Consider the following 22,619-nt stretch of genomic DNA (forward strand, 5'->3'; position numbering starts at 1 on the left):
TCGATCGCTCGCGCTCAATCCCCCTGACCGAAGCCGATCCCCACCCCGAGCATCAGCGCATGGCTGACCCGCGTCTCCCGGACGCGGGACGGCTGGCCGTCCACGGGCGCCGCGTCGATCGTGACGCGGTCGCCCTCATACATCACGACAACGTTGATGCTGCGGATCTTCCCCGGCCCGTGGCGTGCCAGCGCCAGGTCCAGCGTCGCGCGCCAGTGGTCGCGCACGCCGGCGCGGCGGTCGAAGAAGCCGTGATCTCCGCGCATTGTCCACGCCAGTTGCACGCCGCGAGCCGGCCGCACAAACCAACCGAGGTCGCCGCCGACCAGGAGGTTCGAGAAGCGGACCAGCCGCCCGAGGTCGTGCACCCCGGCCGACGCCGCCACGATCGGCCCGACGTGCAGCACCCAGCGACCCGGCCGGTGGAGGCGGAGCCCGCCGCCCGCCCCGGTGGCCCCGACATAGTGCGCCCCCTCCACGCGCCCGTTCAGATACGCCGCGAAGCGCTGCTCGAGCAGCGACTTCACATACCACGACGCCGCCCGAGACCCGGCCCACCCGAGCTGCATCGCCAGCGTCCCGTTGCCCCCGAACGCGAGCCGGCGCCGGACCTCCGACGACGACCCCGCGATGTCCCGCGAGATCGTCGCACCGAGGTCCAGCGTCTGCGAGATATCGACGGCGATGAACTTCACCAGGCCGGGCGCGACGCCGGAATGATCGTATGCGGCGAGCCGCCCATACAGCTGCCCCAACCCGCTGTACGCCTCGCTCGTGGTCGGCGGCGGATGCTCCGCGCGGCGAGCCGCACGCAGCGCTGCGCCGAGCCCGATGGACCCGCTCCACACGAACAGCCCGTCGCCATCGTCGGTGATCTCCGGCACGGCGGGCGCCGGCCTGGCGACGACCGGCATCAGGGCGCAGATCGACGCCGCGGCCACCGCAGTCCCCCAAGGCCCGACGACACCCATCCTTCGATCTCCGCCCGCGGCGCCATCATACATCCGCTGGCTGCCCCCGAGCACCCGCCTCCGGGGCTGGCAAGCTCGTCATGATAGGATCGCGCGATGCCGGAGACCCACGCGTGAACCCGCCGCAGCGTGCCGATGGCGAGGCGGAGGTGGTCGGCGGAGCTGCGCCGCGTCCAGTGCTCGCGCGCCTGCTCGCGCGCTATCCAGAGCGGCCGGTGCGGGCGGTCTTCATGCTCGTGAACAGCTTCGTCGCCATCGCGCTGCTGGCCGGGCTCGCCATGGTCACGGCCAACCCCTTCGTCTTCCCTTCGCTCGGGCCCACCGCGTTCCTGTGCTTCTTCACCCCCACGGCGCCCAGCGCGAGCCCGCGGAGCACGATCGTCGGCCACGCCATCGGCATCGTCTGTGGATACGGCGCCCTGCTCCTGGTCGGGCTCGAGCACGCACCCGCGGCGATCGTGACCGGCGTCGACGGGGCCCGCATCCTCGCCGCCTCGCTCTCGCTCGCGTGCACCGGCGCCCTCATGATCGTCCTCGGAGTGGCGCACCCGCCAGCCGGCGCGACGACCCTGATCGTCTCGCTCGGCATCGTGACGCGCCCGGCACACCTGCTGATCCTCGAGGCGGCGGTCGTGGTGTTGACATTGTACGCGCTCGCCATCAACCGCCTGCTCGGCGTCGACGAGCGACCATGACGGCGCGGGCTCACTGCGCCTTGCAGTCGAACTCGAATTGCCCGTTGCCGCCGCCGCCGTACACCTTGAAGTAGAAGGCCGGGAAGATCGCCACGTTCTGCGCCCCCTCCGGGGCGAAGAAGTAACGCCGGTCCTCGGTCATGTCGTTGATATTCACGTCCCATCCCTTCATCGTCAGAAACGCCTCGAAGGCCGCGACGTCCGCCGCGTTCGGGTCGTTGGGGTCGACGGGGAGCGCCATGTCGACGTGGAAGTCGATCCCGCCGCCCTTGACCATCACGGCGCTGAGGTCCACGGGCGTGCCGTCGCCGAGGAACGACCCGGAGATGGTCTCCTTCAGGGCGAGCTCGACGGGCGTCGTCTCCACGCAGTTGAACGAGGCCACCACGCCGCCTCCGGTGCTCGCTTCGCCGCCGCTGCTCGCTTCGCCGGTGCTGCTCGCACCGCCGGTGCTGCTCGCACCGCCCGTGCTGCCCTCGCCGGTCGAGGCCCCCATATCGCCGGTCGAGGCCCCCGATTCACCGGTCGTGCCCGTGCCGGTGCTCGTCGGCGTGGCGCCCGTGCTGGTCGGGCTATCCGTGCTCGTGCTCACTCCGCTGGGATCGGTGGAGCCCGTGGAACTCGCGGCGTCGGTTGTGTCCGTGCTCGCGTCGGTCGTGCTCGCGCCCGAGGGTGAGCACGCGCCGACCATGAGGGCTACGACGAGAGGGATCGCGGGGGACCGGGGCATGCACCGATCTTTGGGTCACCCGCGACCGATCGCCCCGCGAAGGTCGTGCGCCGCGCGATGGACGGCTGTCCGCCGGCCACACGCGCCGCGCCCTGTGGTCATTTGCGCGCTGAGAGACATCCGGGCATTGCCGCCAGCACATCCGGGAGCGCGTACCATCGCGGGATGCTCCACCCGGTCGTGTCCTCGACCCCCGCACTCCTGGCGCTCGCGCTCACCCTGACCGGGTGTCAGGGACGCGGGGTCGACTGTCACCGGCGCCCGCCGACCGCCGGCGACGAGGCCGTATGTCGCGTGCCGGCGTGGCGCGACCGCGACTACATCCTGCGCCTGCCCGCGAGCTACGATCCCGGCCAGCGCTATCCGCTGATCGTCGCGCTCCACGGCGGCGGCGGCGACAAGGAGGGCGCCAATCCCCTGACCTGCGAGGACGGCGACGAGGCGAGCCCACATTGCCTGAGCCAGGTCGCCGAGCGCGAGGGCTACATCATCGCCTACCCCGACGGCACCGCCAACAGCCTCGGCTTTCGCACGTGGAACCAGGGCGGCACCGCCGACGGCGCGCTGCAGTGCCCCTACGCCTGCGAGCAGGGGATCGACGATATCGCCTACTTCAAGGCGCTGCTCGACGACATCGAGGCCGTCGCCTCCGTCGATCCCCGGCGGATCTACGCGACCGGCTTCTCCAACGGCGGCGGCATGAGCCACCGCCTCGCCTGCGAGCTCAGCGACCGCCTCGCCGCGGTCGCGCCGGTCAGCGGCGCCAATCAATTCGCCGGCGCGGCCGACTGCGCCCCGGCAAGGCCGGTCCCGATCCTCGCGATCCACGGCCGCGACGACCCCTGCTGGCCCTACGACGGCGGTGAGGGCACCTGCCTCTCGGTCCAGGAGGGCAACTACGTCGCCGTCGAACCGTCGATGATCGGCAGCGCCGACGCGCCCGGGTGGGCGCTCCGCAACGGCTGCGACCCGGCGCCGATCGTCGCCCCGATCGCCGACAACGCCGATGACGGCACCAGCGCGACGCTCACCAGCTTCGCCGGCTGCACCGCCGGGACCGCGCTCATCGCCGTCGACGGCGCCGGCCACACCTGGCCAGGCGGCGACCAGTACCTCGCGGTCGACAAGATCGGCGCCGTCTCCCGCGACTTCTCGGCGAGCGAGCAGATCGTAGCATTCTTCACCGACCAGACGCTGCCGTGAATCACGTCCTCGGGCGCTGCGCGGGTCAACGATCCGCGGGCGTGCCCACCGGCTCTGCTGGCTCCGCTGGCGCTGCCGGCTCCGCCGCGTCCGCTGGCTCTGCCGGCTCCGCTGCCTCCGTCGGCGCCGCGGGCTCTGCCGCCGCGTTCGGCTCGGCTGGCTCGTCGTCGTCGGCGTAGAGCCGGTCGATGAAGTCTCGCGCCCACGGCGGGCGGCCGACGATGACCCACGCGATCGCCAGCGACCCGAGCGGCACGAAGAAGCTGACGAAGTCGACCAGCACGATGATGATGGCGAGCCCGAGGCGGATGCCGATGTGCATCAAAGATGCGACCATGAAAGCACCTGCCTGGCAAGCGCCCTCCGGGCGCGCACGCCCGTCGACAGCCGACGAATATGCCGGTAACGTGGCGGCTGGGGGTGTGGGCATGAGCAAGCGCGGCGTTTGGTGGGTGGTGGCGGCGATTGGGGCGGGCTGCGGCGACGACGTCGCCGGATCTGCCGGCACGGGCACGGGCACGGACACGGGGAGCAGCGGCGGCGCCAGCAGCAGCACCAGCGCCGGGTCGACCGACACCGCGACGCCGACGACCAGCGCCGGCCCGGGCACGGTCAGCGAGGGCATGAGCACCGGCACCAGCGATGCGGTGACGCTGACCGAGACAGGCAGCAGCGGCGACGCCAGCACCAGCGGCGACGCCAGCACGAGCACCAGCGACGCAAGCACGAGCACCGGCGAGGCCAGCACCGGCGGCGACAGCTCGACCGGCGAGCCGCTGCTGTGCCCCGACCCGGTCGAGAGCAAGGGCGCCGCGGTGAGCTTCGGCGGCCTCGGCGGCGAGCAGGCGCTGGGCTTCGCCGTCGGCGCGGACGGGGCGCGCTACAGCGGCGGCGTGTTCTTCGGCCCGAGCGTGGACCTCAAGCCGGGCGGCGGCGCGGTGTTTCCGGCGCAGGGCGACAGCGGCAACATGTGGCTCAACAAGGTCGCCGTCGACGGCAGCTACGTCTATGGCTACACCTGGCCGACGATCTCCGGCTATCATTGTTATGTGTGGGGTTTCGCGCCGGACGCGGACGGCAGCGTATACGTGGTCGGGCACTTCGTCGGCGACCTCGACCTCGACCCCGGCCCCGGCGTCGACAAGCACAAGGCCGGCGACGGCAAGGGCGACCTCGCCGGCTTCCTGATGAAGCTCGGGCCGGACGGGAAGTACCAGTGGGGGCGCCACTGGGGCTCGGACTGGACCACCGCCTTCGGCGTCGCGCTGGCGCCCGACGGCGCGCTCTACGTGACCGGCTACTTCAGCGGCAACATCGACCTCGACCCCGGCGTCGGCAACGCTCCATTCATGGCCTCCGGCGTCGGCAACGCGACCGACGGCTATCTCAGCAAGTTCGATCACGACGGCAATTATCTGTGGGGTCGGACCTGGGGCGCGGGCGGCGAGGTCTACAGCTACGACGTGGCGGTCGACGCCGACGGCAACCCCGTCGTCAGCGGCACCACCGGCGGCCCGGCCGACCTCGATCCCGGGCCCGGCATGCAGGTCCACAACGCGCTCGGGCTGGCGGACACCTTCGTCGAGCGCTTCCTCGCCGACGGCACCTGGAGCTGGGCCTTCGCCATCGGCGGCGACAACTACGAGCAGATCAACGACATCGCGGTCGACCCGATGGGTCGGGTGTGGATCGCCGGCGGCACCAGCTCGACGAGCATCGACCTCGACCCCGGCGTCGGCATGGCGGTGCAGGTCAACATGAGCCAGAGCTACGACGGCTTCGTCGCCCGCTACGGCGCCGACGGAAAGTACGAGCAATCTCTCGCGCTCGCCGGCAAGGGTCACGACAACCTGTGGGGCATCACCACCGATTGCCACGGCGGCGTGTATGTCGCCGGGCACTTCAGCATGACGGCCGACCTCGACCCCGGCATGGGCGTGGCCATGCACAGCTCGGGCGGCGAGAGCGACCCCTTCCTGCTCGCCCTCGACGACGCCGGCGCCTATCGCTGGTCGCGCAGCTGGCCGAACGCTGCCTCGGGGGTGACCCAGGGCGTCGGTATCGACGAGGACCAGATGGTCCACGCGCAGATCAATTTCTACGGACAGATCGACGCCGACGCCGGCCCCGGCGTGCTGAACTTCGCCGCCAAGGGCGACGAGGACGTGCTGCTGCAGCGCCTGCGACCGAGCAACGGCGACTGGTAGGCGGCGTTCAGACCTCCGGCCGAAGGCCGCGGGCGAAGCGGGCCAGCGCGGCATACAGCGCCGGGCACGCGGCGCCGCTGCCCGGCGCGCGCAGGCTGGCCGCGAGGTCGGGGTGCACGCCGAGATCGTGGTCGGCGCCCGGAACCTCGATGAACCCCGTCCAGGCCCGCGGGCGCGCGGCCAGCAATTCGACGAGGGCGCGGGCGTCGACGTCGGCGACCGCCTGGTCGAGGGCGCCGCGCACGACCAGGACATCGGCGGTGACGCGCGACCAGGCGGCGGCGAGATCGATCGCGGAGAGCTCGTCGGTGAAGCGAGGGTCGCGGCCGGTGCGGGCGCCCGCGACGAGGGCGGCGATGTCCTGGCCGGTGCGCGCGGCCTGGCGTTCGGCCGATCGGCGGACCACCTGCGGCCACGGCAGGGCGCAGCTGCCGTAGACGGCGATCCTCCGCACCTCGCCCGCGCCGGCGAGCAGCGGCGCCAGCATGCCGCCGACGCTGTGGCCGAACAGGCCGAGCGCCTCCGGATCGACGAAGGCGCGGGCCCGCAGCGCAGCGAGTCCGGCGGCGAAGATGTCGCGCTCGGCGAGGAAGCCGAGCGCCTCGCAGGGACCGCCCTCGCTGTCTCCGAGGCCAGGTCGCTCGACCCGCATGCTGACGACGCCAGCGCCGACGAGCGCCTCGACCAGCGGGCGCAGCGGGTGCCCGGGCGCGACCGCGAAGTCCTGCGAGGAGCAGGCGAGGCCGGGCAGCAGCAGCCACGCCGGATGCGGGCCCGGGCCCGGCGGGCGCACGGTGATCGTGCGCAGGCGGACGCCGGCGACCTCGATGCTGTCGTAAAGGACATGCGCATCGGGACATGTCTCATGGGGCAGGTCATCAAGGTGCAGATCGACGGCGAGCAGCGCCTCGCCGCGGGCGACGCGGAGGCGCAGCAGCTCGCCGCCGCGACGCGGGCGCAGCAGCGCCGCGAGCTGCGAAGGGTCGGAGATCGGGCGCTCGTCGAGCGCGAGCAGGCGATCACCGGGGCGCAGCAGCGCGGCCGCGGCGCTGCCGGCTCGCAGCTCGCGGACCAGGGCCCCGCCGGCCGGCGAGGCGACGCAGCGCAGGCCGATCGCGGGGCGGCGAGGCAGAGGCAGGGGCATCGGCGCAGGCGAGCATAACGCGCGGGCGCCCGAACATGCGAGCCGCATGGGCACGCGACGCGAGCCACCGGGTGAGCACGCCGCACCGGCGGCCGAAGTGTCGCGCGCGACCAGGCCGCGGTATATCGCGGAGCGAGTGGCCCGCGAACCTGTCCATATTTACGCCCCGAGCCGCAGCTTCGCCGAGACGCTGGTCGCCGCGCTGCCGGACCGAGATTGCGAGATCTGGGACGACGCCGCGGCGGTGCTCGCGGGCCTCCCCGATGCGCGCTGCGTCGTCGCTGGCAGCCTGCCGCCGGGCGCAGCGGCGCGTGCGACCCAGCTGCGCTGGCTGCACGCGCTCGGCGGAGGTGTCGACGCGCTGACAGGCGAGCTCCCGCCCGCGGCCTCGCTCGTGCGCGTGACCGGGGTCTGTGAGGCCGCGGTGAGCGAGCACGCGTGGGCGCTGCTGTTGGCGCTGGCGCGCGAGCTGCCCCTCGCGTGCGAGCAGCAGCGGGCCCGCGTGTGGCGGCCCTTCGCGACCCGCCAGCTCGCCGGCTGCACCCTCGGCGTGCTCGGGCTCGGGGCGATCGGCGGGCGGATCGCGGCGCTGGGCCGGAGCTTCGGGATGCGGGTGCTCGGGACGCGACGCGGCCTGCCGGCGACCACCAACCCGGGGCCCGCCGAGCCGGGCGTGTCCGTGCATCCGCCGGACGCGACCGCGACGGTGCTCGCCGCCGCGGACTTCGTCGTGGTGGCCCTGCCGCGCACACCCGCGACCCGCGGCCTGCTCGGGCCGGAGCTGCTCGCGCGAATGCGTCCCGGGTCGCGCCTGGTGGTGATCAGCCGCGGCGGGATCGTCGACGAGTCGGCGCTGATCGATCGCCTGCGCTGCGGGGCGATCGCCGGGGCCGCCCTCGACGTCGCCGCCGAGGAGCCGCTGCCGCCGGACTCGCCGCTGTGGGGCGCGCCGAATTTGCTGCTGACCCCGCACGTCGCCGGCTGGTCACCCGACTACGCCCGCCAGGTCGCCGCCGTGGTGCGGACAAACCTCGAGCATATCGCGGCCGGCCGGGCACCCCCGGGCCTGGTCGACCCGGCGCGGGGATACTGAGCGCTCGCGGGGCCGCGCGCGACCGGATACCATGCCGGCATGCAGCTCTGCTCCGCGTGCTCACGCCACGTCCTCATCGACGCGCCCGTCTGTCCCTTCTGCGGCACGACCCTGCGGGCCGCGCTCGCGGTGCCCGCGGCGATCCTCGGGCTCGCGCTCGGCCTCGGCCTGTTCGCCTGCGGCGACGACAAGATGACCAGCGAGACCGGGACCAGCGCCGCGAGCACCGGCGTGGCGAGCACGAGCGGCCCCGGCGGCACCGACAGCCCGACCACGGGCGAAGCCACGGGCACCGCCACTGGATCGGGCACCGGCACCAGCGCGACTGGCAGCTCGAGCACGAGCACCGGCGACGACACCACCGATACCACCACCGGCGACACCACGGCCACGACCGGCGACACCACCGGCGATACGGGCAGCACCGGCGGCACCGGCAGCACGGGGGACGGCACCGGCAGCACGACCAACGACAGCAGCACGACGATCCCGCTGCCCTACGGCGGACCGCCGCCGCGCGAGGTGTTCGCGGTGTGGGTCTGAGCGCCGCTGGCTCAGAACCACGCCGGGGTGCAGGTCGCCGTATAGATGCCGTCGCCGTAGCGGGCGTAGCCGGCGGCCGTGAGGATATCGAAGCTCTCGGCGAATTCGTTGTTGAACTTCACGGCGATCTCGTCGCCCGCGTTCGGGTCGCGGATCGCACACAGACCAGTCGCGGCGACCAGCTCGACCACTGCGTTCATATACAGCTCGACCTCCACCACATAGTCGCCCATGTCATCGTGCATGAACCACTCGGGGTGCCCGGCCAACACCTGCTTGACCGCGTCCTGCACCGACACGCGGAAGCAGGTCTCGCCCTTGGCGCAAGTGTCCCCCTCGCCCGAACCGGGGCCTGGAGAGCAGTCCTGCTCGCCCTGCGGCGGACACAGCGGCGCGCCGGTGTCCGCGGTCGTGCTGGCCAGCGAGGTCGAACCCACGGCCTCGCTGGTGCTGCTGGCGACAGCGGTGGTCGACGCCCCGCCGGTGCTCGCGAGCTCGGTCGTGGCGCCGGCGCTCGTGGTCGGCGCATCGCTGGTGAACGCCGCCGAGCTCGCGTCCCCGCTGCTCCCGTCCCCGCTGCTGGCCGCCGTGCTGACGGTGGTGGCCGTCGTCACCGTCGTGGTGAAGCCGGTCGCCGAACCCTGGCGCTCGTCGTCGGGGTTGCAAGCGGCGACGAAGAGGACGGCACAAAATAGCGGGGGTCGCATTGCGCGCATTTTCGCACCGATGGCCACCGCGGTCAACGACGGCCTGACGATCACCCCGCAATCCCCTCATATCACCGGGACTGCGGGTCGCGGTCGCCGATCGTGACCACCACACTCCCGCGCTTGTGGCCGGCGTCGACGTACCGGTGGGCGTCGGCGATGCGCTCGAACGGGAAGCGCCGGTCGATGACTGGCCTGAGCGCCCCCTTCGCGGCGAGTTCGACCATGGTGTGCAGATCCTCGACACGTACGTTCGCCGGACCACCCACCACGCGATGGCGGCTCGTCATGGCCACCCACAGCGCGCCCAGGTTGTCGGCGAGCGTCGCTAACACGAGGGCAAGGCGACCGCGCTCCTTCAGCGCGACCCTGCTCCGCTCATACGCCGCGTTTCCGACGGTGTCGACGATGACGTCATAGCGCGCAGCGTCACGGGTGAAATCCTCCCTGGTGTAGTCGATCACCCTGTCGGCGCCGATCGACCTCACCAGCTCGACGTTCGCGGTGCTGCAGACGCCAGTCACGTGCGCACCGAGGTGCTTCGCTATCTGAACGACCGACGTGCCCACGCCGCCGGCCGCGCCGTTGACGAGCAGGTGCTCGCCCGCCTGGAGCTTCGCACGCCGGAGAAAGTCGATCGCGGTGGTCGCCCCGAACGACAGGGAGGCCGCCTCCTCGAAGGTCAGGTTCGCCGGCTTGGGCACGATGAGCCCATCCTCCGGGAAGCACCGGAACTCCGCGTGACAGCCCATCGACGCGCCAGCGAATCCGATGACCGCGTCGCCGACCTTGAACCGAGTCACCGCGGGGCCCACCGCCTCCACGACACCCGCAAGCTCGGTGCCCAGGATCGGCTGTCGCGGCCCCTTCAAGCCCACGACGAGGACCGCGATCCACCCGAAGCCGCGCGGAAAGTCCCCGCTCCGGACACGCCGGTCGCCGCTGGTCACCGTGGTCGCGAGGACACGGACCAGCACATCCTTCGGGCCGGGCACCGGCGTCGGCACCTCGCGGATCTCAAGCACGTCGGGGGGACCGTAGTGGGGGCAGATGATGGCGCGCATGTTTACTGTGTAAGCTTACCTCGTGGAGTCGTGCACGACGATGACGGCGTCGCGACTCCGCTACTCCGACGCGGTCGTCGGCCTGCTGATGGCTGACGGCTTCACTGTCGCGCAGGCCTACCGGGCGTTCCTGCTGCTCGACAGCCACGTTTGGCGATCGCCGTGGAGCCCGGCGATGACTATCGGCGGGTGTAGCTCACGCCGTGGGCGTCCAGGAAGTGGACGATCGCCTCGTGACGGACCGCGTGGCGCATCGCGGTCGAGCTGTCCCAGCTGTTGTGCAACCCGACGATCCGGCCGTGATCGTCGAACAGCGGGCTCCCCGAGTGCCCCCAGTAGGTCCAGGCGTCGTGCATGGTGCCGCCGAGCGATTGATCGGCGAGCGCGTCGCCGCGGACGCCGCGGATCTGACCGCGCGAGACGTGCCACGGGAGATAGCCGGTCGCCTCGCCGGCGGGCGTCCGCGTGCCCGGCTGGCCGATCACCACGACCGTCGCGCCGCGGACCGGGGCCGCCGCTGCCAGCGGAGCCCACGCCAGATCGCCGCCGCCAGCCTCGACCGTGAGCAGCGCGAGATCGAGGGTATGATCGATCGCGGTCACGACCGCGTTCACCGTCGTGCCGTCCGGGAACGCCACGCGCAGGCGCTGGCCGTGCGCGTCGACCACATGGGCCGCCGTGAGGATCGTGCCGGTGCTCGCCAGGTTGACGCCGCTGGCCCGGCCGAGCCGCACCGCGGCGGGCTGGACCCGGCGGATCGCCCGGCGCAGCGACGGGTCGCGGATCTCGTCGTCGACCTTGTGCAGATATTGGTTGTCGCGCTGCCTGGACGCGGCCGGATCGCGGCCCAGCGCGACGTCGACCAGCCAGGCCACATCCGGGCCGTCGACGGTCGAGCGAGCATATTGATCGAGCACGTGGAGCAGCCGCTGTGAGCCGGCCAGCTCGGGCTGGGTCGCGATCTGGATCAGGGCGTCGGGCAGATGCGACATGAGGTGCCGCGCCGTCTCGGCTTGATCCTCGCCGGGCCCCTTGGCGGCGTAGTCCGACACCGCGTCATCCAGCACAACGCCCCCGGAGCGGCCCGCCAGCGCGGCGAGGTCCTCGGCGGCGATCGCCGCGGCCGGGTAGCGCTGCTCGCCCGCGACGGCGGCGGCGAAGCGCGCGTCATCCTCCGCGGCGTTGCTGGCCAGCTGCACGCCATCGACGGTGGCGTCGACGCCATGAAAGACCTCGTGGTGCAGCGTCAGCGGTAATTGCGGATCGTTGTAATAGGCCGCGACGATCGTGTGGTCCCCGTCCCACTGACCGAAATAGCGATATCCCCCGAGGCGCGGGGCCCACGGCCGGAAGCCATCGCCGGTCTTCGACGCCAGGCCCTGATAGAGGCCGATCGTCCGCAGGCCCAGCGCGCCGAGGTATCCGCGCGGATACTTCGTCGCCTCGGCCAGCGCGATCCGGGCGGCATCGAGCCGGCGCGCCGCGTCGAGCAAGGGCATGACGTCGAAGCCCGCGTCCGCGGGGACCTCCTCGCGGGTGAACACCAGCCGCGCGCCGGTCCGGGCCGCGAACGCGTCGACCAGCTCGTCGAGCTCGCTCGCGGCGGCGGCGTGCGCCTCCAGCGGGGCCTGGGGAGATAACACCGCGAGCGCCGCGACCAGACTCCGGGTGGGCAGGTGGCTCATGCGCGTTGGACTGCGGGCGGCCCCCCACTTTCAGGCCGCCCGGTAAAACTACAGTAAGGAGTTGTGCCGACGCGCGTCGACGGCCCTCGTGACCGCGTGGACAGCCGCGCCCGCTTCCTCGATACTGCGTCGATGCGGCACCTTTCTTTCCAGCGATCGGTCGGCCTCCTCATCGCGCTCGGGCTCGCGGCCTGCGGTGACGGCAAGACGATGAGCGGCAGCGACGGCGGCTCCACCGGCGCAGGCGCCACGGACACCAGCGCGAGCGACACGGCCACCAGCGAGGCGAGCGCCTCGGGCTCGTCGTCCGCCGCGAGCGAGCCGACCACCGGGGGTGTCGCCGCCGACCCGGCCAAGTATGGCCAGGCCTGCGCCCCCGACGACGGCTCCGCGGTCGAGTTCAGCATCGGGATCGCCGCCCGCGAGTGCACGGCGGACTTCCCCGAGGACGCGCCGATCTTCCGCATCACCCTGTATCAGGGCGTCGCCCTGCCGGTCGGCGAGCACAAGCTCGACGGCGGGCTCGGCTTCGCCTACCTCGACGACGGCAACGGCATGCCCGTCACTGGCGATAGCGGCAGCCTCACGATCACCGCCGAGGTCGCCGACGGATACCTCGGCGCCTACAACGTGACCCTCAGCGACAGCACCGTGCTGAGCGGCAGCTTCGAGGCGATCTACTGCCCGCAAGACGTCGTGTGCGGGTGAGCACCCCTGCGGGCCGTCAGCCGCCCTCAGCCGCGCGACGCCTCAGGGCAGCTCGAATGCACCGATGTCGGGCGCCGGTCCGATGCACGCCCCCGCCGCGTCGCGCGTGAACGCATCCGCGAAGGGCAGACCGGCGGTGTCCGGCGGACCCTTACCGTCGACGAGCCCGACGTTCCCCGGCATGCCCGCGGCGTCGAGCTGCGGGTCCTGATCGTAGGTCGAGTGGACCAGGTCCTGGGCTATCACGCCCCACCAATTCAGCGCGCCGGGCTTGAGGAACACGTTGTAATCGACGACGTTGCCAGGGCCGGTATTGCCGTCGTCGGCGTTGAGCGAGGCGCCGCCGTCCTGCCCGCCGACGACGATGTTGCCGGTGAAGCGGCAGCCTTCGGGCTTCGATATCTGGACACCGGAGCTCATGCCGGCGGCGCTGGGCAGGAAGCGCAGCAGCTGCGGGCCGGTGCAGCTCCAGATCGTGTTGCGCACGGCGGCGCAGTCCTTGCAGCCCTCGAAGGCCACCGGCGCGCCGACCAGATCGTGCAAGCGATTGGCGAAGGCGACGATGCGCAGACCCTCGAACGCGGCGTCCAGCGGCTGGAAGAACTCCGGCCCGGTGCTCTGCCCGAGCGACAATGCGTTGCCCGGCTCGCTCTGGTGGTGGACCTCGTTCCACGCGAACAGCAGGTCGCTGGTGCCGCCCTTGAGCATGATCATCACGCCGGGGCCGTCGTGGAACTCGCTGCGCACGATGTGCCCGGTGTTGACGCCGACGTAGTCGAGGACGGGGTGCGCGTTGACCTGACCGGCGGCCCACAGCTCGGAGTCCTCGACGTAGGCCGCGGTGGTCTGGCTACCCTTGATGCAGCCCAGCCCGGCGTCGTGGATCTTCAGGCGCCGCAGCAGCAGATGGTCGGCGAAGAAGAAGTGCAGCACATGGCCGTCGGAGCCCGAGATCTCGAGGTCCTGAACGATGATGTGGCTGGCCTGCTCGAGCGTGAGCGGACCGATCTTCGCGCCCGGCTCGCCCGTGATCCAGATCGGCGCGTCCGCGCTGCCCGCGAGGCCGACCGTGTACGTCGGCGCCGGCAGCTCGCCAGCGACGCGCACCTCGGTCCCGGGCGTCGCCACCATCAACGCGGCCGCCAGCTCGGCGAAGGGCGCGAGCTCGCTGCCGTCGCCGCCAGGCGCTGCACCAGCCTGGACATACAGCGAGCTGCTCGCCTGCTTGCCGTCGGCGAAGGTCGGGAGCTTCGGTTCGCAGCCCGCCTCGCCGCCCGTGCCATCGCTCGGATCCGCGGTCGTCGCCGAATCGCCGGTGCTCCCGCCTGGGTCGGTCGCCGTCGCCACGCCGGTGGCCGTGGTCTCACCGGTGGGGTTCGCGTCGCCGGAGTCGCCGGTGGGCTCAAGCGAGCCCGTCGAGGTCGCGGCGCTCGTGCCGGCCGGGCCACTGCTGGCATCTCCGGAGCCGGCGTCACCACAGCCGCTCAGCGATGCGGTCACGAGCGCGGCGAGGAACAGGCGAGGGATCGCGTTCATGGCCACGAGGATGACGGTGAAGTCGGCGTGACAGCAAGCGCCGACATTGAACCGCGGCCCCGGGCTCGCCAAACCCAGTGCGCGCGGTCCCAGCCGCCGTCGCCCCGCGGATCAGCGCCGCGTCGGCGCTCGCGGGGCCCGTCCTACTGGAGGGCGACGGTGATCCGCGGATACACGTACACCGGCGCGGTGTCGATGCGCCAGGCCACCGCGGGGTCGGGCCCGGAGACGACGCCCGTCGGGCGGAAGGCCCGGGTGGCGGCGAACACCAGGAAATGATAGCAACCCGCCGGGGACCCGGCCGGGAGCTCATAGTACAGCTCCCGGGTCTGCACATTGTCACTGGCGCTGGTATGCCAGTGCGCCGCGGCGTCGGCGGCGGCCACCGGCAGCCCGTTGCGACCGTCGGTGATGAGCTGCGGCGCGACCATCGGCCCGCAGCCCTGGGGCGTGACCGCGAAGTCCCGCAGGTGGTCGGCGCTGATCCGCAGCGCGAGGCGGATCTGCACGCGCGCGGTGCCCTGACGCGTGATCACGGCGCAATCTGCGACCGGCAGCGGCTGCCAGGCGAGCGAGGTGTCCGGGTGGCGCCATTGCAACGCCAGGAATTCGACGGTCGGCGGGGTCGCGTCGATCTTCAGGTTGACCGGCGGGGTCTGGCTCCCGGGGATCGCCGTGATCGCGCCGCCCGGCGCCGCGGCGCCGAACTCGAGCTTGAATGTGTGCAGATGGTCGCCGCCCTCGAGCACCGGCGCGAGGATGCCGACCGGCGTCCAACCCTCGGAGCGCGGGACGATGCGATACCACTGCCCCTCCACCGGGCTGATCACGAGCTGCTGCAGCGTCCCGCCCACCAGCTTCATCAGCGGCCCGTAGGACCCGTTCAGGAAGGTCGCGCTGCCGCCGTCGATCTGGTGGTACACGCGATAGTGGGTCGCGCCCGGCCGCTCGGCGCAGCCGACCAAATAGAAGGGCTCGGTGAACGGCGCCTGCGCCGGCTCGGTCCGCGCGCCCTCGCCGGGCACGCCGTTGGCGTCGGGCCGATTGGGCAGGAGCGCGTAGCCGCTGCTGCCGTCGTGGTACACGGAGGGAATGCTGCCGACCTGCAGCGGATAGTTGCTGGCGAACAGGATCGCCGGCTCGCCGCAGGGACCGACGTCCGGGATGTCGCAGCTCGGCCCCGCGAGCGCGCTGGCGTTGGCCCGCAGCGTCACGTCACCGATGCTGGTCGCGTCCCAGCGGACCTCGAACAGGCCCTCGCTGTAGATCACCTCCTGCACGCCGTCGGCGTTGACGTCCTGCGTCACCTCGAAGCTGAGATCCGGGACGTCGAGCACGGCGCTCCACTGCGGCACCGGCACGTCGATGCAGCGCAGGAAGGGCCCGAAGCCGTGGTGCGGGTCGAGCTTGGCCAGCACCTCAGCGGGCACACCGATGCGCGCGGCCAGCTTGGCCCGCGTCGCCGGGCCGAGGGTCGCGCGGGCCTCGTCCGTGAGGGGCGGACGCGCCGCGATCGGGAAGGCCGCGCGGGCCATCGGCGCCGTGGCCTCGACGTTGAGCGCCCCCGGGCGCGCGACGGTGGCGACCTCGCGCAGGCGATTGATCGCCGCCGGGTCGATGAGGCGGGCCGCGTGATTGAGCACGCGCTCGTCGAGGCGGATCGGGCCGGGGTCGGGCTGCGGATGCGGGATCACCTCGCGGGCGCGCAGGAGATCCTCGATGCTCGGCTTGCGCAGCCAGGTGAGATAGCAGCGACGCTCGAGGCGCCAGCGCAGATAGTAATCCACGTCGAAGCGCGGCACCCACAGGCAGAAGCGACCGCACTCGTCGGTGGTGACCGTGGCGAGCTTCTCGCGGCGCACGCGGAACGGGAAGAACCACGAGTACAGCGAATCCGTCGGCGACCACGCGAGGAAGGCGAGGTCGATGTCATACGCGGTGACCGTGGCGAAGGGGACGGGCAGATCCTTGCCGGCGGCGTCGGTCTTGACGACCTGCCCGCAGATCTTGCGAAAGACCAGCAGCTTGGGGTCGATGTATGGGCGCAGGCTCGCGGCGACATCGGCGAGCTTCTTGCCGGCGAGGTTGGCCGCGGGGACCGGGGCGAGGGCGGCGAGGCGGGCCGCCTGGCGGGCCGTGAGGACGTGGGTGGCCGGGTCGTTGCTGAGGCCGGGGAATCGCGCGGGATGGTCGGGCATGACGAGGAACTCTCCTGAGTGGTTGCGGCGGAATCGGTGGCATTCGCGAGGACGGGCCCTGGCGCATCCACCGTCTACCTCGCGGCCGACGCGGCTCAGCAAGGGCTGTGCCAGGCGACCACCGCCCCGCCATGCACCAGCAGCGGCCACGCGGGCCGTGCGACGCGCACGGACTGCACGTCGTCGCAGATCGTTCGCCGGACCGGTATCCGGTTATGCTGCCACCCATGCGACCCTCGACCCTTGCGCTTGCATTCATCGGCCTGACGCTCGCCTGCGGCGACGCCGGGAAAACCACCGCCGGCAGCAACACCGACGCCACTTCATCCGACACCAGCGCCGGCACCACGGCGCCCACGACCGGCAGCGGCAGCACCAGCAGCAACCCGACCTCCACCAGTGGCATGTCCGCGAGCGACAGCGGCAGCAGCAGCGGGCCCGTCAGCAGCTCCGGCGGCGAGAGCAGCAGCTCGAGCGCGGGGAGCTCGAGCGCCGGCACGAGCAGCGGCAGCGGCGATTCCAGCAGCGGCGGCAATTCCAGCAGCGGCGGCGATTCCAGCAGCGGCGGAAACCTGTGCGGCGGCGAGCAGGCGAGCTGCGCCAAGGGCGAGGCGTGCTGTCAGGGCCTGCAGTGCTGCGTCGGCGTGCCGGTCCCGCAGGGCCAGGAGTTCTGCAGCATGATGTGCCCCAAGAGCGACCGCAACGCCAAGACAGACTTCGTCGAGATCAACGCCGCCGAGGTGCTACGAAAGGTCGTCGCCCTGCCCCTCTCGAGCTGGCGCTACCGCACCGACGATCCCGTGGTGCGCCACCTGGGCCCGATGGCCCAGGACTTCCACGCCGCCTTCGGCCTGTGGAACAGCGACACGATGATCTTCCCGCTCGACGCCAGCGGCGTGTCGATGGCCGCGATCCAGGGGCTACACGCCCGCCTCGTCGCCGCGGAGGCCGAGAACGAGGCGCTGCGCGCAAGGCTCGATCGGCTCGAGCGGCGCCTCGGCGATTGAACCCCGCCCCCCCCCCCCCCCCCCCCCCCCCCCCCCCCCCCCCCCCCCCCCCCCCCCCCCCCCCCCCCCCCCCCCCCCCCCCCCCCCCCCCCCCCCCCCCCCCCCCCCCCCCCCCCCCCCCCCCCCCCCCCCCCCCCCCCCCCCCCCCCCCCCCCCCCCCCCCCCCCCCCCCCCCCCCCCCCCCCCCCCCCCCCCCCCCCCCCCCCCCCCCCCCCCCCCCCCCCCCCCCCCCCCCCCCCCCCCCCCCCCCCCCCCCCCCCCCCCCCCCCCCCCCCCCCCCCCCCCCCCCCCCCCCCCCCCCCCCCCCCCCCCCCCCCCCCCCCCCCCACCCCCCCCCCCCCCCCCCCCCCCCCCCCCCCCCCCCCCCCCCCCCCCCCCCCCCCCCCCCCCCCCCCCCCCCCCCCCCCCCCCCCCCCCCCCCCCCCCCGGCCGCCCCCCCCCCCCCCCCCCCCCCCCCCCCCCCCCCGCCGCCCCCCCCCCCCCCCCCCCCCCCCCCCCCCCCCCCCCCCCCCCCCCCCCCCCCCCCCCCCCCCCCCCCCCCCCCCCCCCCCCCCCCCCCCCCCCCCCCCCCCCCCCCCCCCCCCCCCCCCCCCCCCCCCCCCCCCCCCCCCCCCCCCCCCCCCCCCCCCCCCCCCCCCCCCCCCCCCCCCCCCCCCCCCCCCCCCCCCCCCCCCCCCCCCCCCCCCCCCCCCCCCCCCCCCCCCCCCCCCCCCCCCCCCCCCCCCCCCCCCCCCCCCCCCCCCCCCCCCCCCCCCCCCCCCCCCCCCCCCCCCCCCCCCCCCCCCCCCCCCCCGCCCCCCGCGGACCCCCGAACTCTACTGAAAGCGGATGAACACGCCGAGCCGCCACGTGAAGCCGCGGAGGGCGAGGTCGCCGAGGCCCGCGCTGCTCGTCGGGATCGGCTCGTCGTCCGTGCTCACCTGCGGCCGGACATCGACCTTGCCGCGCCAGGTGTAGCCAGCGCCCAGCTCGAGGCCCCCCGTGAGCCGGGACGCGCCGCGGCGCGCCAGCCAGCGCTTGGGCAGATAGAGGGCGACACCCGCGAGGCCCTCAGCGAGACCGGCGAAGGCGCGCTGCGACGCCGTCGAGCTCGAGTAGACGTGGACATCGACGATGCTCACGCCGCCGCCGGCCTGCGCGAACGCGTCGACGCCCTCGAGCGCGGCCACCGATACACGAATGAAGCCGACCGGCTCGCGGGCGAGGATATCGGTGGAGAAGTTGTCGTAGAGATCGCCGCGGCTGGCGAAGCGACGGAAGCTCGCGCCGCCGCCGAGGAACACGCGGCCGCTGCCGAGGCGGGTGTCGCCGCGCACGGTCACGCCATATTGCAGCACGCTCCGATTGTAGTCGAAGGCCCGCCACGCCGCGTCGCGAAACACCGCACCGCCGAGCGAGCCCATGATATCGACGCGCCAGCGGATCGGTCGATCGGGCCGCGCCTGTGGCTTCGGCGCCGGCGGTGGAGCCGGAGGCGGCGCGACGGCCGGCGCATCGCGCCAGTACAGCGTCGCGTCGCTCGCCGCCGGCTGCTCCTGTGGTTGCGGCGACGCGACCGGTGCTGCCTCGGGCGACGCCTCCGCGGGCGCCTCGATCTCGACGGGCGCGACCTCGCGGTCGCTCGTGATCGGCGGACTCAGCAGGTGAACGGTGAGGAGGGTAAGTATCGACATGGTGGTCCTCCTCAGCGATCGAGCGCGCCGTCCAGGAGAAAGCCCCAGTGCACACGGCTGGTCGAGCGCGCTGGATCGGCGGGGTCGACCACCGTGAGGTGGCCGATCGCGTCGGCGTGGGTCACGACGATCCGCTTGGGCCCCGGGAGGTAGTGAAAGCTGGCGATGATGCCGTCCAGCAGCATGGACTCCGGATTCAAGGTCTGCAGATCGACCGTGCTGACCCACTGCTGGCCGACCGTGCCGAGCAGCAGCCGGTCCCCGACCAGCGCCGAGCCCTGCGGGTCGTACGGGGTCTGCGACGACAGCGGCGTGACCTGCTCGCTCGGGAAGTCGACGACGTAGAGCCGGCTGCTCGAGCCGATGAGCACGCGGTCGTTGTCGAGGCGCACCAGCGCGTCGACGCCGGTCTCGATGCTCAGGTGCTTCGGCTTGCGGCCGAGGCTGTCCTCGATGCCGCCGAGGTCGAGGGTGCTGATCGTGGTCCCGCCAGGCGCCCAGGCGACGACCTGACGGACCGTCGCGCCGCCGTCCTCCGCGTCGCGCAGGAACAGCTGGCTGGCGGGGGCCGAGAGCGCGACCGAGAAGCCGCCCTGGGTGCGGATATCGGTGAACACGAGCTCGCCGGCGACCGGATCGGTGGTGATGAGATAGGGCACCTCGCCGCTGTCGTGATAGACGAAGTCGCTGCCGCTCTGGCCGACCGAGATCAGGCTGATCTGGGCGGTGAAGCCGGAGCCGTCGGCCTCGGCGAGCAGCGTGAGCATGCCGACCTCCGCGCCCTGACCCGAGCGCACGAACAGCACCGGATCTGCGAACAGCGGGTTCCCGGGCCGCAGCAGGGTGGTCGTGGGGGCGAAGCCGATGTCCATGCCAAGAGGAATCGCGACCTGATCGAGCGCCGCGTCGTCCATGTCGAGCAGCACGACCTCGCTGGCGGCCAGGAACGCGACGATGTCGTGCGCCTTGCCGGCGATGGCGATCGGCGCCGGCTCGCCCTCGACCAGCTGCCCGGGGAATTCCACCGAGCGCAGCGCCCCGCCGAAGCCGTTGAGCGTGACGTTCACCGCCCGGTCGCCCTTGAGGTCGACGATCGAGACCTGGTTGGCGTTGTGCAGCTGCTCCGAGCCAGCGTCCTCGCCGAAGAACAGCACCGCGCGGCGGTGGTCGGGGCTCAGCGCGACCGAGGAGAACGGCGCGTGCACGTCGTAGACCACGGCCTCGCCCTCGCCGTCGGCGGCGAGGCGGTGCAGCTGCTCGTCCACGTCCTCCTCCTTGGCCGTCGCCGGGACCGTCAACGCGAGCACCGAGTCGCCGTCGCGCGTCACCGCGCTCCAGGCGACGATCGTGTGCTCGTCGCCGATCGCGGCCCGGCGGACCGTCAGCGCGTCGGCCTTCGGCAACACGAACACGACCTCGTCGTGCCCGCGGTCGACCCACACGAGCCCGTCCCGCGTGGTCACCGGCGGCAACAGATCCAGCGCCCCCGCATAGGGGTCATTGTACTCACAGGCGGCCAGCAATATCAGCAGACCATGACGAAGAATGCTCGGGCGCTTCATGGTCAGTCCTTCACCGAATCGTTGAGCACATAGCCGGTCACGGTCTGGACCTCGCCGGTCGCCGCCACGAAGGTGATGCGTCCGGTCGGGTGCTCCTGCGAGACATAGATCTTCTGCGTGGCCTCGACATACCCGGCGCCCTCGGGCGGCGAACCGAGCAGCAGCGGCTCGACGATGAAGTTGCCGAGGTCGACCAGGTCGACCTTGCGAACGTGCGTATCGTCATCGCGCAGCAGCACCGCAGCCCGCCCGCCGCTCGGCGTGAACAGCACCGGACCCGGCGGCGCCTGGGTGGTCTGGCGCTTGAGCAGCGGGAAGGCCGGCGTGAGATCGAAGAGGCTGTAGGACCACGCCGCCGCCGGGCTCTCCGGATCCGCCGCGTGCACGAGGATCGCGTTGCGACTGTCCGGCGCGATGCCGACGCTCGCCACTGGCACCTCGACGAAGAGGGTCACCAGATCCCAGCCAGCCCCGTCGCGCCGGGCCAGCGTGATGCGCTGACGCGGGTCACCGTCCGGCCCGCCGCCGGTGTCCTGACCGCCGCTCGTGTCACCTGTGCTCATGCCCACGTCGCCGGTCGAGGCCGTCGAGCTCGACGAGCCCGTCGACCCTCCCGAACCGGTCGACCCTCCCGAACCGGTCGACCCTCCCGTCGACGCGTACACCGGCTCCTCCTCCGCCGCCCGCAGCTGATCCGGCGCCCCGGCGACCCGCGCGAACGGGTTGACGGTGGTGAACAGCAGCATCACGTCGCCGTTCTGCGCGACCGCCGACTGGCCCACATACTCGCCGTCGACCGGGTGCTGGGTGAACGTGCCGCCGTTGATCAGCGGCAGCGGCAGCTCGAGGAAGCTGCTGCCGTCCGTGCCGGGCAAGGTCAGCACCGCGAAGTCCCCCGCGGGCGCGAGGTCGAGGTCGGTCGGGCTCACCGGCAGATCGATCACCGTCAGCGCGCCGCTGGCCAGGTCGGTGACCGCCAGCCAGGCCGCGCCGTCGACCCGCGCCAGAGCGATGCCCTGGCTCGCCGCCACCTGCACCTCGAGCGTGGCCGGATCGATCCCCGGATCGCTGATCACCGGCAGCAGCAGCGGCTTGCCCACGCTGCCGAGCCCATCAAACGCGATCACGTTGACACCCGCGGCCGTGATCACCCACGCCTTGCTGTTGTCGGTGGCGAACACGATCTCGCGCGGGTGGGCGCCCACCGTCATCGAATAGGTGACCCCGGTCGCCACCGCGAGCACCGTGAGCTCCTGATCGCTGCCCGGTCCGAGCTGCTCCGGACCGTCGATGTCGTGGTAAACGAACACATATTTGCCGTCCGGCGCGACCGCGAGGTTGTTGGCTCCTGGGGTCACGCGAAACAGCTCGCGGGTGGTGACGCCGGCCTCGCTGGTGCGCAGCACCGCGATGTCGTCGCTGCCCTGATCCAGCACGACCGCGCTGCCGGCGTCGCCGCTCTGCCCCGGGATCGGCTGCACCACCGTGGGCCCCTGCCCGACCTCGATCACGTCGATCGCCAGCGTCGCGGTGTCGATCACCGCCACCGAATCGGTGGTCTTGCTGGCCGTGTATACGTACTTCCCGCTGGCCCGCGGCACGCGAAAATCCCCCTCGTCCTCGACCTCCGGCGGCGGACCATCGGTGGTCGGCGAGTCGCCGCTGGTGGCGGCCGTATCGGCCGTCCCCGCCGTGACGCCCCCCTCGGTCTGGAACCCCGCGCTCGAACCGCTCCCACCGTTGTCCCCGCAGCCTGCGCCAGACAGGCATAACAGGCCGAACAGGCGCCAGGCAGTATATCGAAACATCACAACCTCCCTCGTTTAGGTCAAGTCAATGAAGGTCGACACTACCGCAGCCTCGACCGGAGGGCAAGGCCCGCGCTCCATGGCC

Annotated in this window: 19 protein-coding genes; 7 read left to right on the forward strand and 12 right to left on the reverse strand. The window is 72.7% G+C overall.

Annotated elements, in window-relative coordinates:
- Positions 1-14 precede the first annotated feature (14 nt).
- Positions 15-941 carry a hypothetical protein gene (locus IPJ59_RS19895; RefSeq protein ID WP_293272901.1) on the reverse strand — a complete coding sequence of 309 codons (927 nt, stop codon included), beginning with the start codon at positions 939-941 and terminating at the stop codon, positions 15-17.
- 143 nt (positions 942-1,084) lie between these two features.
- Between IPJ59_RS19895 and IPJ59_RS19900 the strand changes: the two genes are divergently transcribed.
- The gene (locus IPJ59_RS19900; protein ID WP_293272902.1) at positions 1,085-1,666 is read left to right on the forward strand and encodes an HPP family protein; all 582 of its coding nucleotides are present in this window, start codon (positions 1,085-1,087) and stop codon (positions 1,664-1,666) included.
- Positions 1,667-1,676: 10 nt separating this feature from the next.
- Here the strand turns inward: IPJ59_RS19900 and IPJ59_RS19905 are convergent, their stop codons facing one another.
- Positions 1,677-2,396 (reverse strand): hypothetical protein, encoded by a 720-nt coding sequence (locus IPJ59_RS19905; protein ID WP_293258046.1) that lies wholly within the window; start codon positions 2,394-2,396, stop codon positions 1,677-1,679.
- A 165-nt stretch (positions 2,397-2,561) separates the two neighbouring features.
- On the opposite strand from IPJ59_RS19905, the gene IPJ59_RS19910 reads away from it, so the two are divergent.
- Entirely contained in the window at positions 2,562-3,599 is a 1,038-nt protein-coding gene (locus IPJ59_RS19910; protein WP_293272903.1) for a CE1 family esterase, read from the forward strand.
- A 25-nt stretch (positions 3,600-3,624) separates the two neighbouring features.
- Here IPJ59_RS19910 and IPJ59_RS19915 read toward each other — a convergent pair whose 3' ends face one another.
- Positions 3,625-3,936: a hypothetical protein gene (locus IPJ59_RS19915; RefSeq protein WP_293258050.1), complete on the reverse strand. Its 312-nt coding sequence runs from the start codon at positions 3,934-3,936 to the stop codon at positions 3,625-3,627.
- A 91-nt stretch (positions 3,937-4,027) separates the two neighbouring features.
- Between IPJ59_RS19915 and IPJ59_RS19920 the strand changes: the two genes are divergently transcribed.
- Positions 4,028-5,806 carry an NHL repeat-containing protein gene (locus IPJ59_RS19920; RefSeq protein WP_293258052.1) on the forward strand — a complete coding sequence of 593 codons (1,779 nt, stop codon included), beginning with the start codon at positions 4,028-4,030 and terminating at the stop codon, positions 5,804-5,806.
- Between the two features lie 7 nt (positions 5,807-5,813).
- Here IPJ59_RS19920 and IPJ59_RS19925 read toward each other — a convergent pair whose 3' ends face one another.
- Positions 5,814-6,950 (reverse strand): PDZ domain-containing protein, encoded by a 1,137-nt coding sequence (locus IPJ59_RS19925; RefSeq protein WP_293272904.1) that lies wholly within the window; start codon positions 6,948-6,950, stop codon positions 5,814-5,816.
- 136 nt (positions 6,951-7,086) lie between these two features.
- Here IPJ59_RS19925 and IPJ59_RS19930 point away from each other — a divergent pair, with 136 nt between their 5' ends.
- Both IPJ59_RS19930 and IPJ59_RS19935 read left to right on the forward strand, forming a co-directional pair.
- Entirely contained in the window at positions 7,087-8,043 is a 957-nt protein-coding gene (locus tag IPJ59_RS19930) for a D-2-hydroxyacid dehydrogenase (RefSeq protein WP_293258056.1), read from the forward strand.
- Positions 8,044-8,082: 39 nt separating this feature from the next.
- Positions 8,083-8,586 (forward strand): hypothetical protein, encoded by a 504-nt coding sequence (locus IPJ59_RS19935; RefSeq protein WP_293272905.1) that lies wholly within the window; start codon positions 8,083-8,085, stop codon positions 8,584-8,586.
- An 11-nt stretch (positions 8,587-8,597) separates the two neighbouring features.
- On the opposite strand, the gene IPJ59_RS19940 is transcribed toward IPJ59_RS19935, so the two are convergent.
- From IPJ59_RS19940 to IPJ59_RS19950, 3 genes are all read right to left on the reverse strand, one after another.
- Positions 8,598-9,293, reverse strand: coding sequence for a hypothetical protein (locus tag IPJ59_RS19940; RefSeq protein WP_293258060.1), 696 nt, complete (start codon positions 9,291-9,293; stop codon positions 8,598-8,600).
- Between the two features lie 71 nt (positions 9,294-9,364).
- Positions 9,365-10,357, reverse strand: coding sequence for an NAD(P)-dependent alcohol dehydrogenase (locus tag IPJ59_RS19945; RefSeq protein ID WP_293258062.1), 993 nt, complete (start codon positions 10,355-10,357; stop codon positions 9,365-9,367).
- Positions 10,358-10,536: 179 nt separating this feature from the next.
- Positions 10,537-12,042, reverse strand: a complete 1,506-nt coding sequence (locus tag IPJ59_RS19950) for a S1 family peptidase (protein WP_293258064.1) — start codon at positions 12,040-12,042, stop codon at positions 10,537-10,539.
- Between the two features lie 132 nt (positions 12,043-12,174).
- On the opposite strand from IPJ59_RS19950, the gene IPJ59_RS19955 reads away from it, so the two are divergent.
- Positions 12,175-12,750: a hypothetical protein gene (locus tag IPJ59_RS19955; protein ID WP_293258066.1), complete on the forward strand. Its 576-nt coding sequence runs from the start codon at positions 12,175-12,177 to the stop codon at positions 12,748-12,750.
- A 42-nt stretch (positions 12,751-12,792) separates the two neighbouring features.
- On the opposite strand, the gene IPJ59_RS19960 is transcribed toward IPJ59_RS19955, so the two are convergent.
- Positions 12,793-14,286 (reverse strand): hypothetical protein, encoded by a 1,494-nt coding sequence (locus IPJ59_RS19960; protein WP_293272906.1) that lies wholly within the window; start codon positions 14,284-14,286, stop codon positions 12,793-12,795.
- A 143-nt stretch (positions 14,287-14,429) separates the two neighbouring features.
- Positions 14,430-16,484: a hypothetical protein gene (locus tag IPJ59_RS19965; protein ID WP_293272907.1), complete on the reverse strand. Its 2,055-nt coding sequence runs from the start codon at positions 16,482-16,484 to the stop codon at positions 14,430-14,432.
- Between the two features lie 227 nt (positions 16,485-16,711).
- On the opposite strand from IPJ59_RS19965, the gene IPJ59_RS19970 reads away from it, so the two are divergent.
- Entirely contained in the window at positions 16,712-17,491 is a 780-nt protein-coding gene (locus IPJ59_RS19970; protein WP_293272908.1) for a tail fiber domain-containing protein, read from the forward strand.
- A gap of 815 nt (positions 17,492-18,306) precedes the next feature.
- On the opposite strand, the gene IPJ59_RS19975 is transcribed toward IPJ59_RS19970, so the two are convergent.
- Genes IPJ59_RS19975 through IPJ59_RS19985 form a run of 3 tightly spaced genes read right to left on the reverse strand, consistent with a single transcriptional unit; the run spans position 18,307 to position 22,534 of the window.
- Positions 18,307-19,164 (reverse strand): hypothetical protein, encoded by an 858-nt coding sequence (locus IPJ59_RS19975; protein WP_293272909.1) that lies wholly within the window; start codon positions 19,162-19,164, stop codon positions 18,307-18,309.
- Between the two features lie 11 nt (positions 19,165-19,175).
- The gene (locus IPJ59_RS19980) at positions 19,176-20,726 is read right to left on the reverse strand and encodes a hypothetical protein (RefSeq protein ID WP_293258075.1); all 1,551 of its coding nucleotides are present in this window, start codon (positions 20,724-20,726) and stop codon (positions 19,176-19,178) included.
- Between the two features lie 2 nt (positions 20,727-20,728).
- The gene (locus tag IPJ59_RS19985) at positions 20,729-22,534 is read right to left on the reverse strand and encodes a YncE family protein (RefSeq protein WP_293272910.1); all 1,806 of its coding nucleotides are present in this window, start codon (positions 22,532-22,534) and stop codon (positions 20,729-20,731) included.
- Positions 22,535-22,619 lie beyond the last annotated feature (85 nt).

Source organism: Nannocystis sp., assembly GCF_016714285.1.
In the GTDB taxonomy this organism is placed as follows: domain Bacteria; phylum Myxococcota_A; class Polyangia; order Nannocystales; family Nannocystaceae; genus Nannocystis.

Excerpts from the sequence above, each read along its gene's own strand:
- IPJ59_RS19975 (WP_293272909.1), bottom strand. The coding sequence starts at position 19,164 with ATGTCGATACTTACCCTCCTCACCGTTCACCTGCTGAGTCCGCCGATC.
- IPJ59_RS19965 (WP_293272907.1), bottom strand. The coding sequence starts at position 16,484 with ATGCCCGACCATCCCGCGCGATTCCCCGGCCTCAGCAACGACCCGGCC.
- IPJ59_RS19955 (WP_293258066.1), top strand. The coding sequence starts at position 12,175 with ATGCGGCACCTTTCTTTCCAGCGATCGGTCGGCCTCCTCATCGCGCTC.
- IPJ59_RS19925 (WP_293272904.1), bottom strand. The coding sequence starts at position 6,950 with ATGCCCCTGCCTCTGCCTCGCCGCCCCGCGATCGGCCTGCGCTGCGTC.
- IPJ59_RS19950 (WP_293258064.1), bottom strand. The coding sequence starts at position 12,042 with ATGAGCCACCTGCCCACCCGGAGTCTGGTCGCGGCGCTCGCGGTGTTA.
- IPJ59_RS19935 (WP_293272905.1), top strand. The coding sequence starts at position 8,083 with ATGCAGCTCTGCTCCGCGTGCTCACGCCACGTCCTCATCGACGCGCCC.
- IPJ59_RS19905 (WP_293258046.1), bottom strand. The coding sequence starts at position 2,396 with ATGCCCCGGTCCCCCGCGATCCCTCTCGTCGTAGCCCTCATGGTCGGC.
- IPJ59_RS19940 (WP_293258060.1), bottom strand. The coding sequence starts at position 9,293 with ATGCGACCCCCGCTATTTTGTGCCGTCCTCTTCGTCGCCGCTTGCAAC.
- IPJ59_RS19945 (WP_293258062.1), bottom strand. The coding sequence starts at position 10,357 with ATGCGCGCCATCATCTGCCCCCACTACGGTCCCCCCGACGTGCTTGAG.
- IPJ59_RS19980 (WP_293258075.1), bottom strand. The coding sequence starts at position 20,726 with ATGAAGCGCCCGAGCATTCTTCGTCATGGTCTGCTGATATTGCTGGCC.
- IPJ59_RS19960 (WP_293272906.1), bottom strand. The coding sequence starts at position 14,286 with ATGAACGCGATCCCTCGCCTGTTCCTCGCCGCGCTCGTGACCGCATCG.
- IPJ59_RS19920 (WP_293258052.1), top strand. The coding sequence starts at position 4,028 with ATGAGCAAGCGCGGCGTTTGGTGGGTGGTGGCGGCGATTGGGGCGGGC.
- IPJ59_RS19985 (WP_293272910.1), bottom strand. The coding sequence starts at position 22,534 with ATGTTTCGATATACTGCCTGGCGCCTGTTCGGCCTGTTATGCCTGTCT.
- IPJ59_RS19970 (WP_293272908.1), top strand. The coding sequence starts at position 16,712 with ATGCGACCCTCGACCCTTGCGCTTGCATTCATCGGCCTGACGCTCGCC.
- IPJ59_RS19915 (WP_293258050.1), bottom strand. The coding sequence starts at position 3,936 with ATGGTCGCATCTTTGATGCACATCGGCATCCGCCTCGGGCTCGCCATC.
- IPJ59_RS19910 (WP_293272903.1), top strand. The coding sequence starts at position 2,562 with ATGCTCCACCCGGTCGTGTCCTCGACCCCCGCACTCCTGGCGCTCGCG.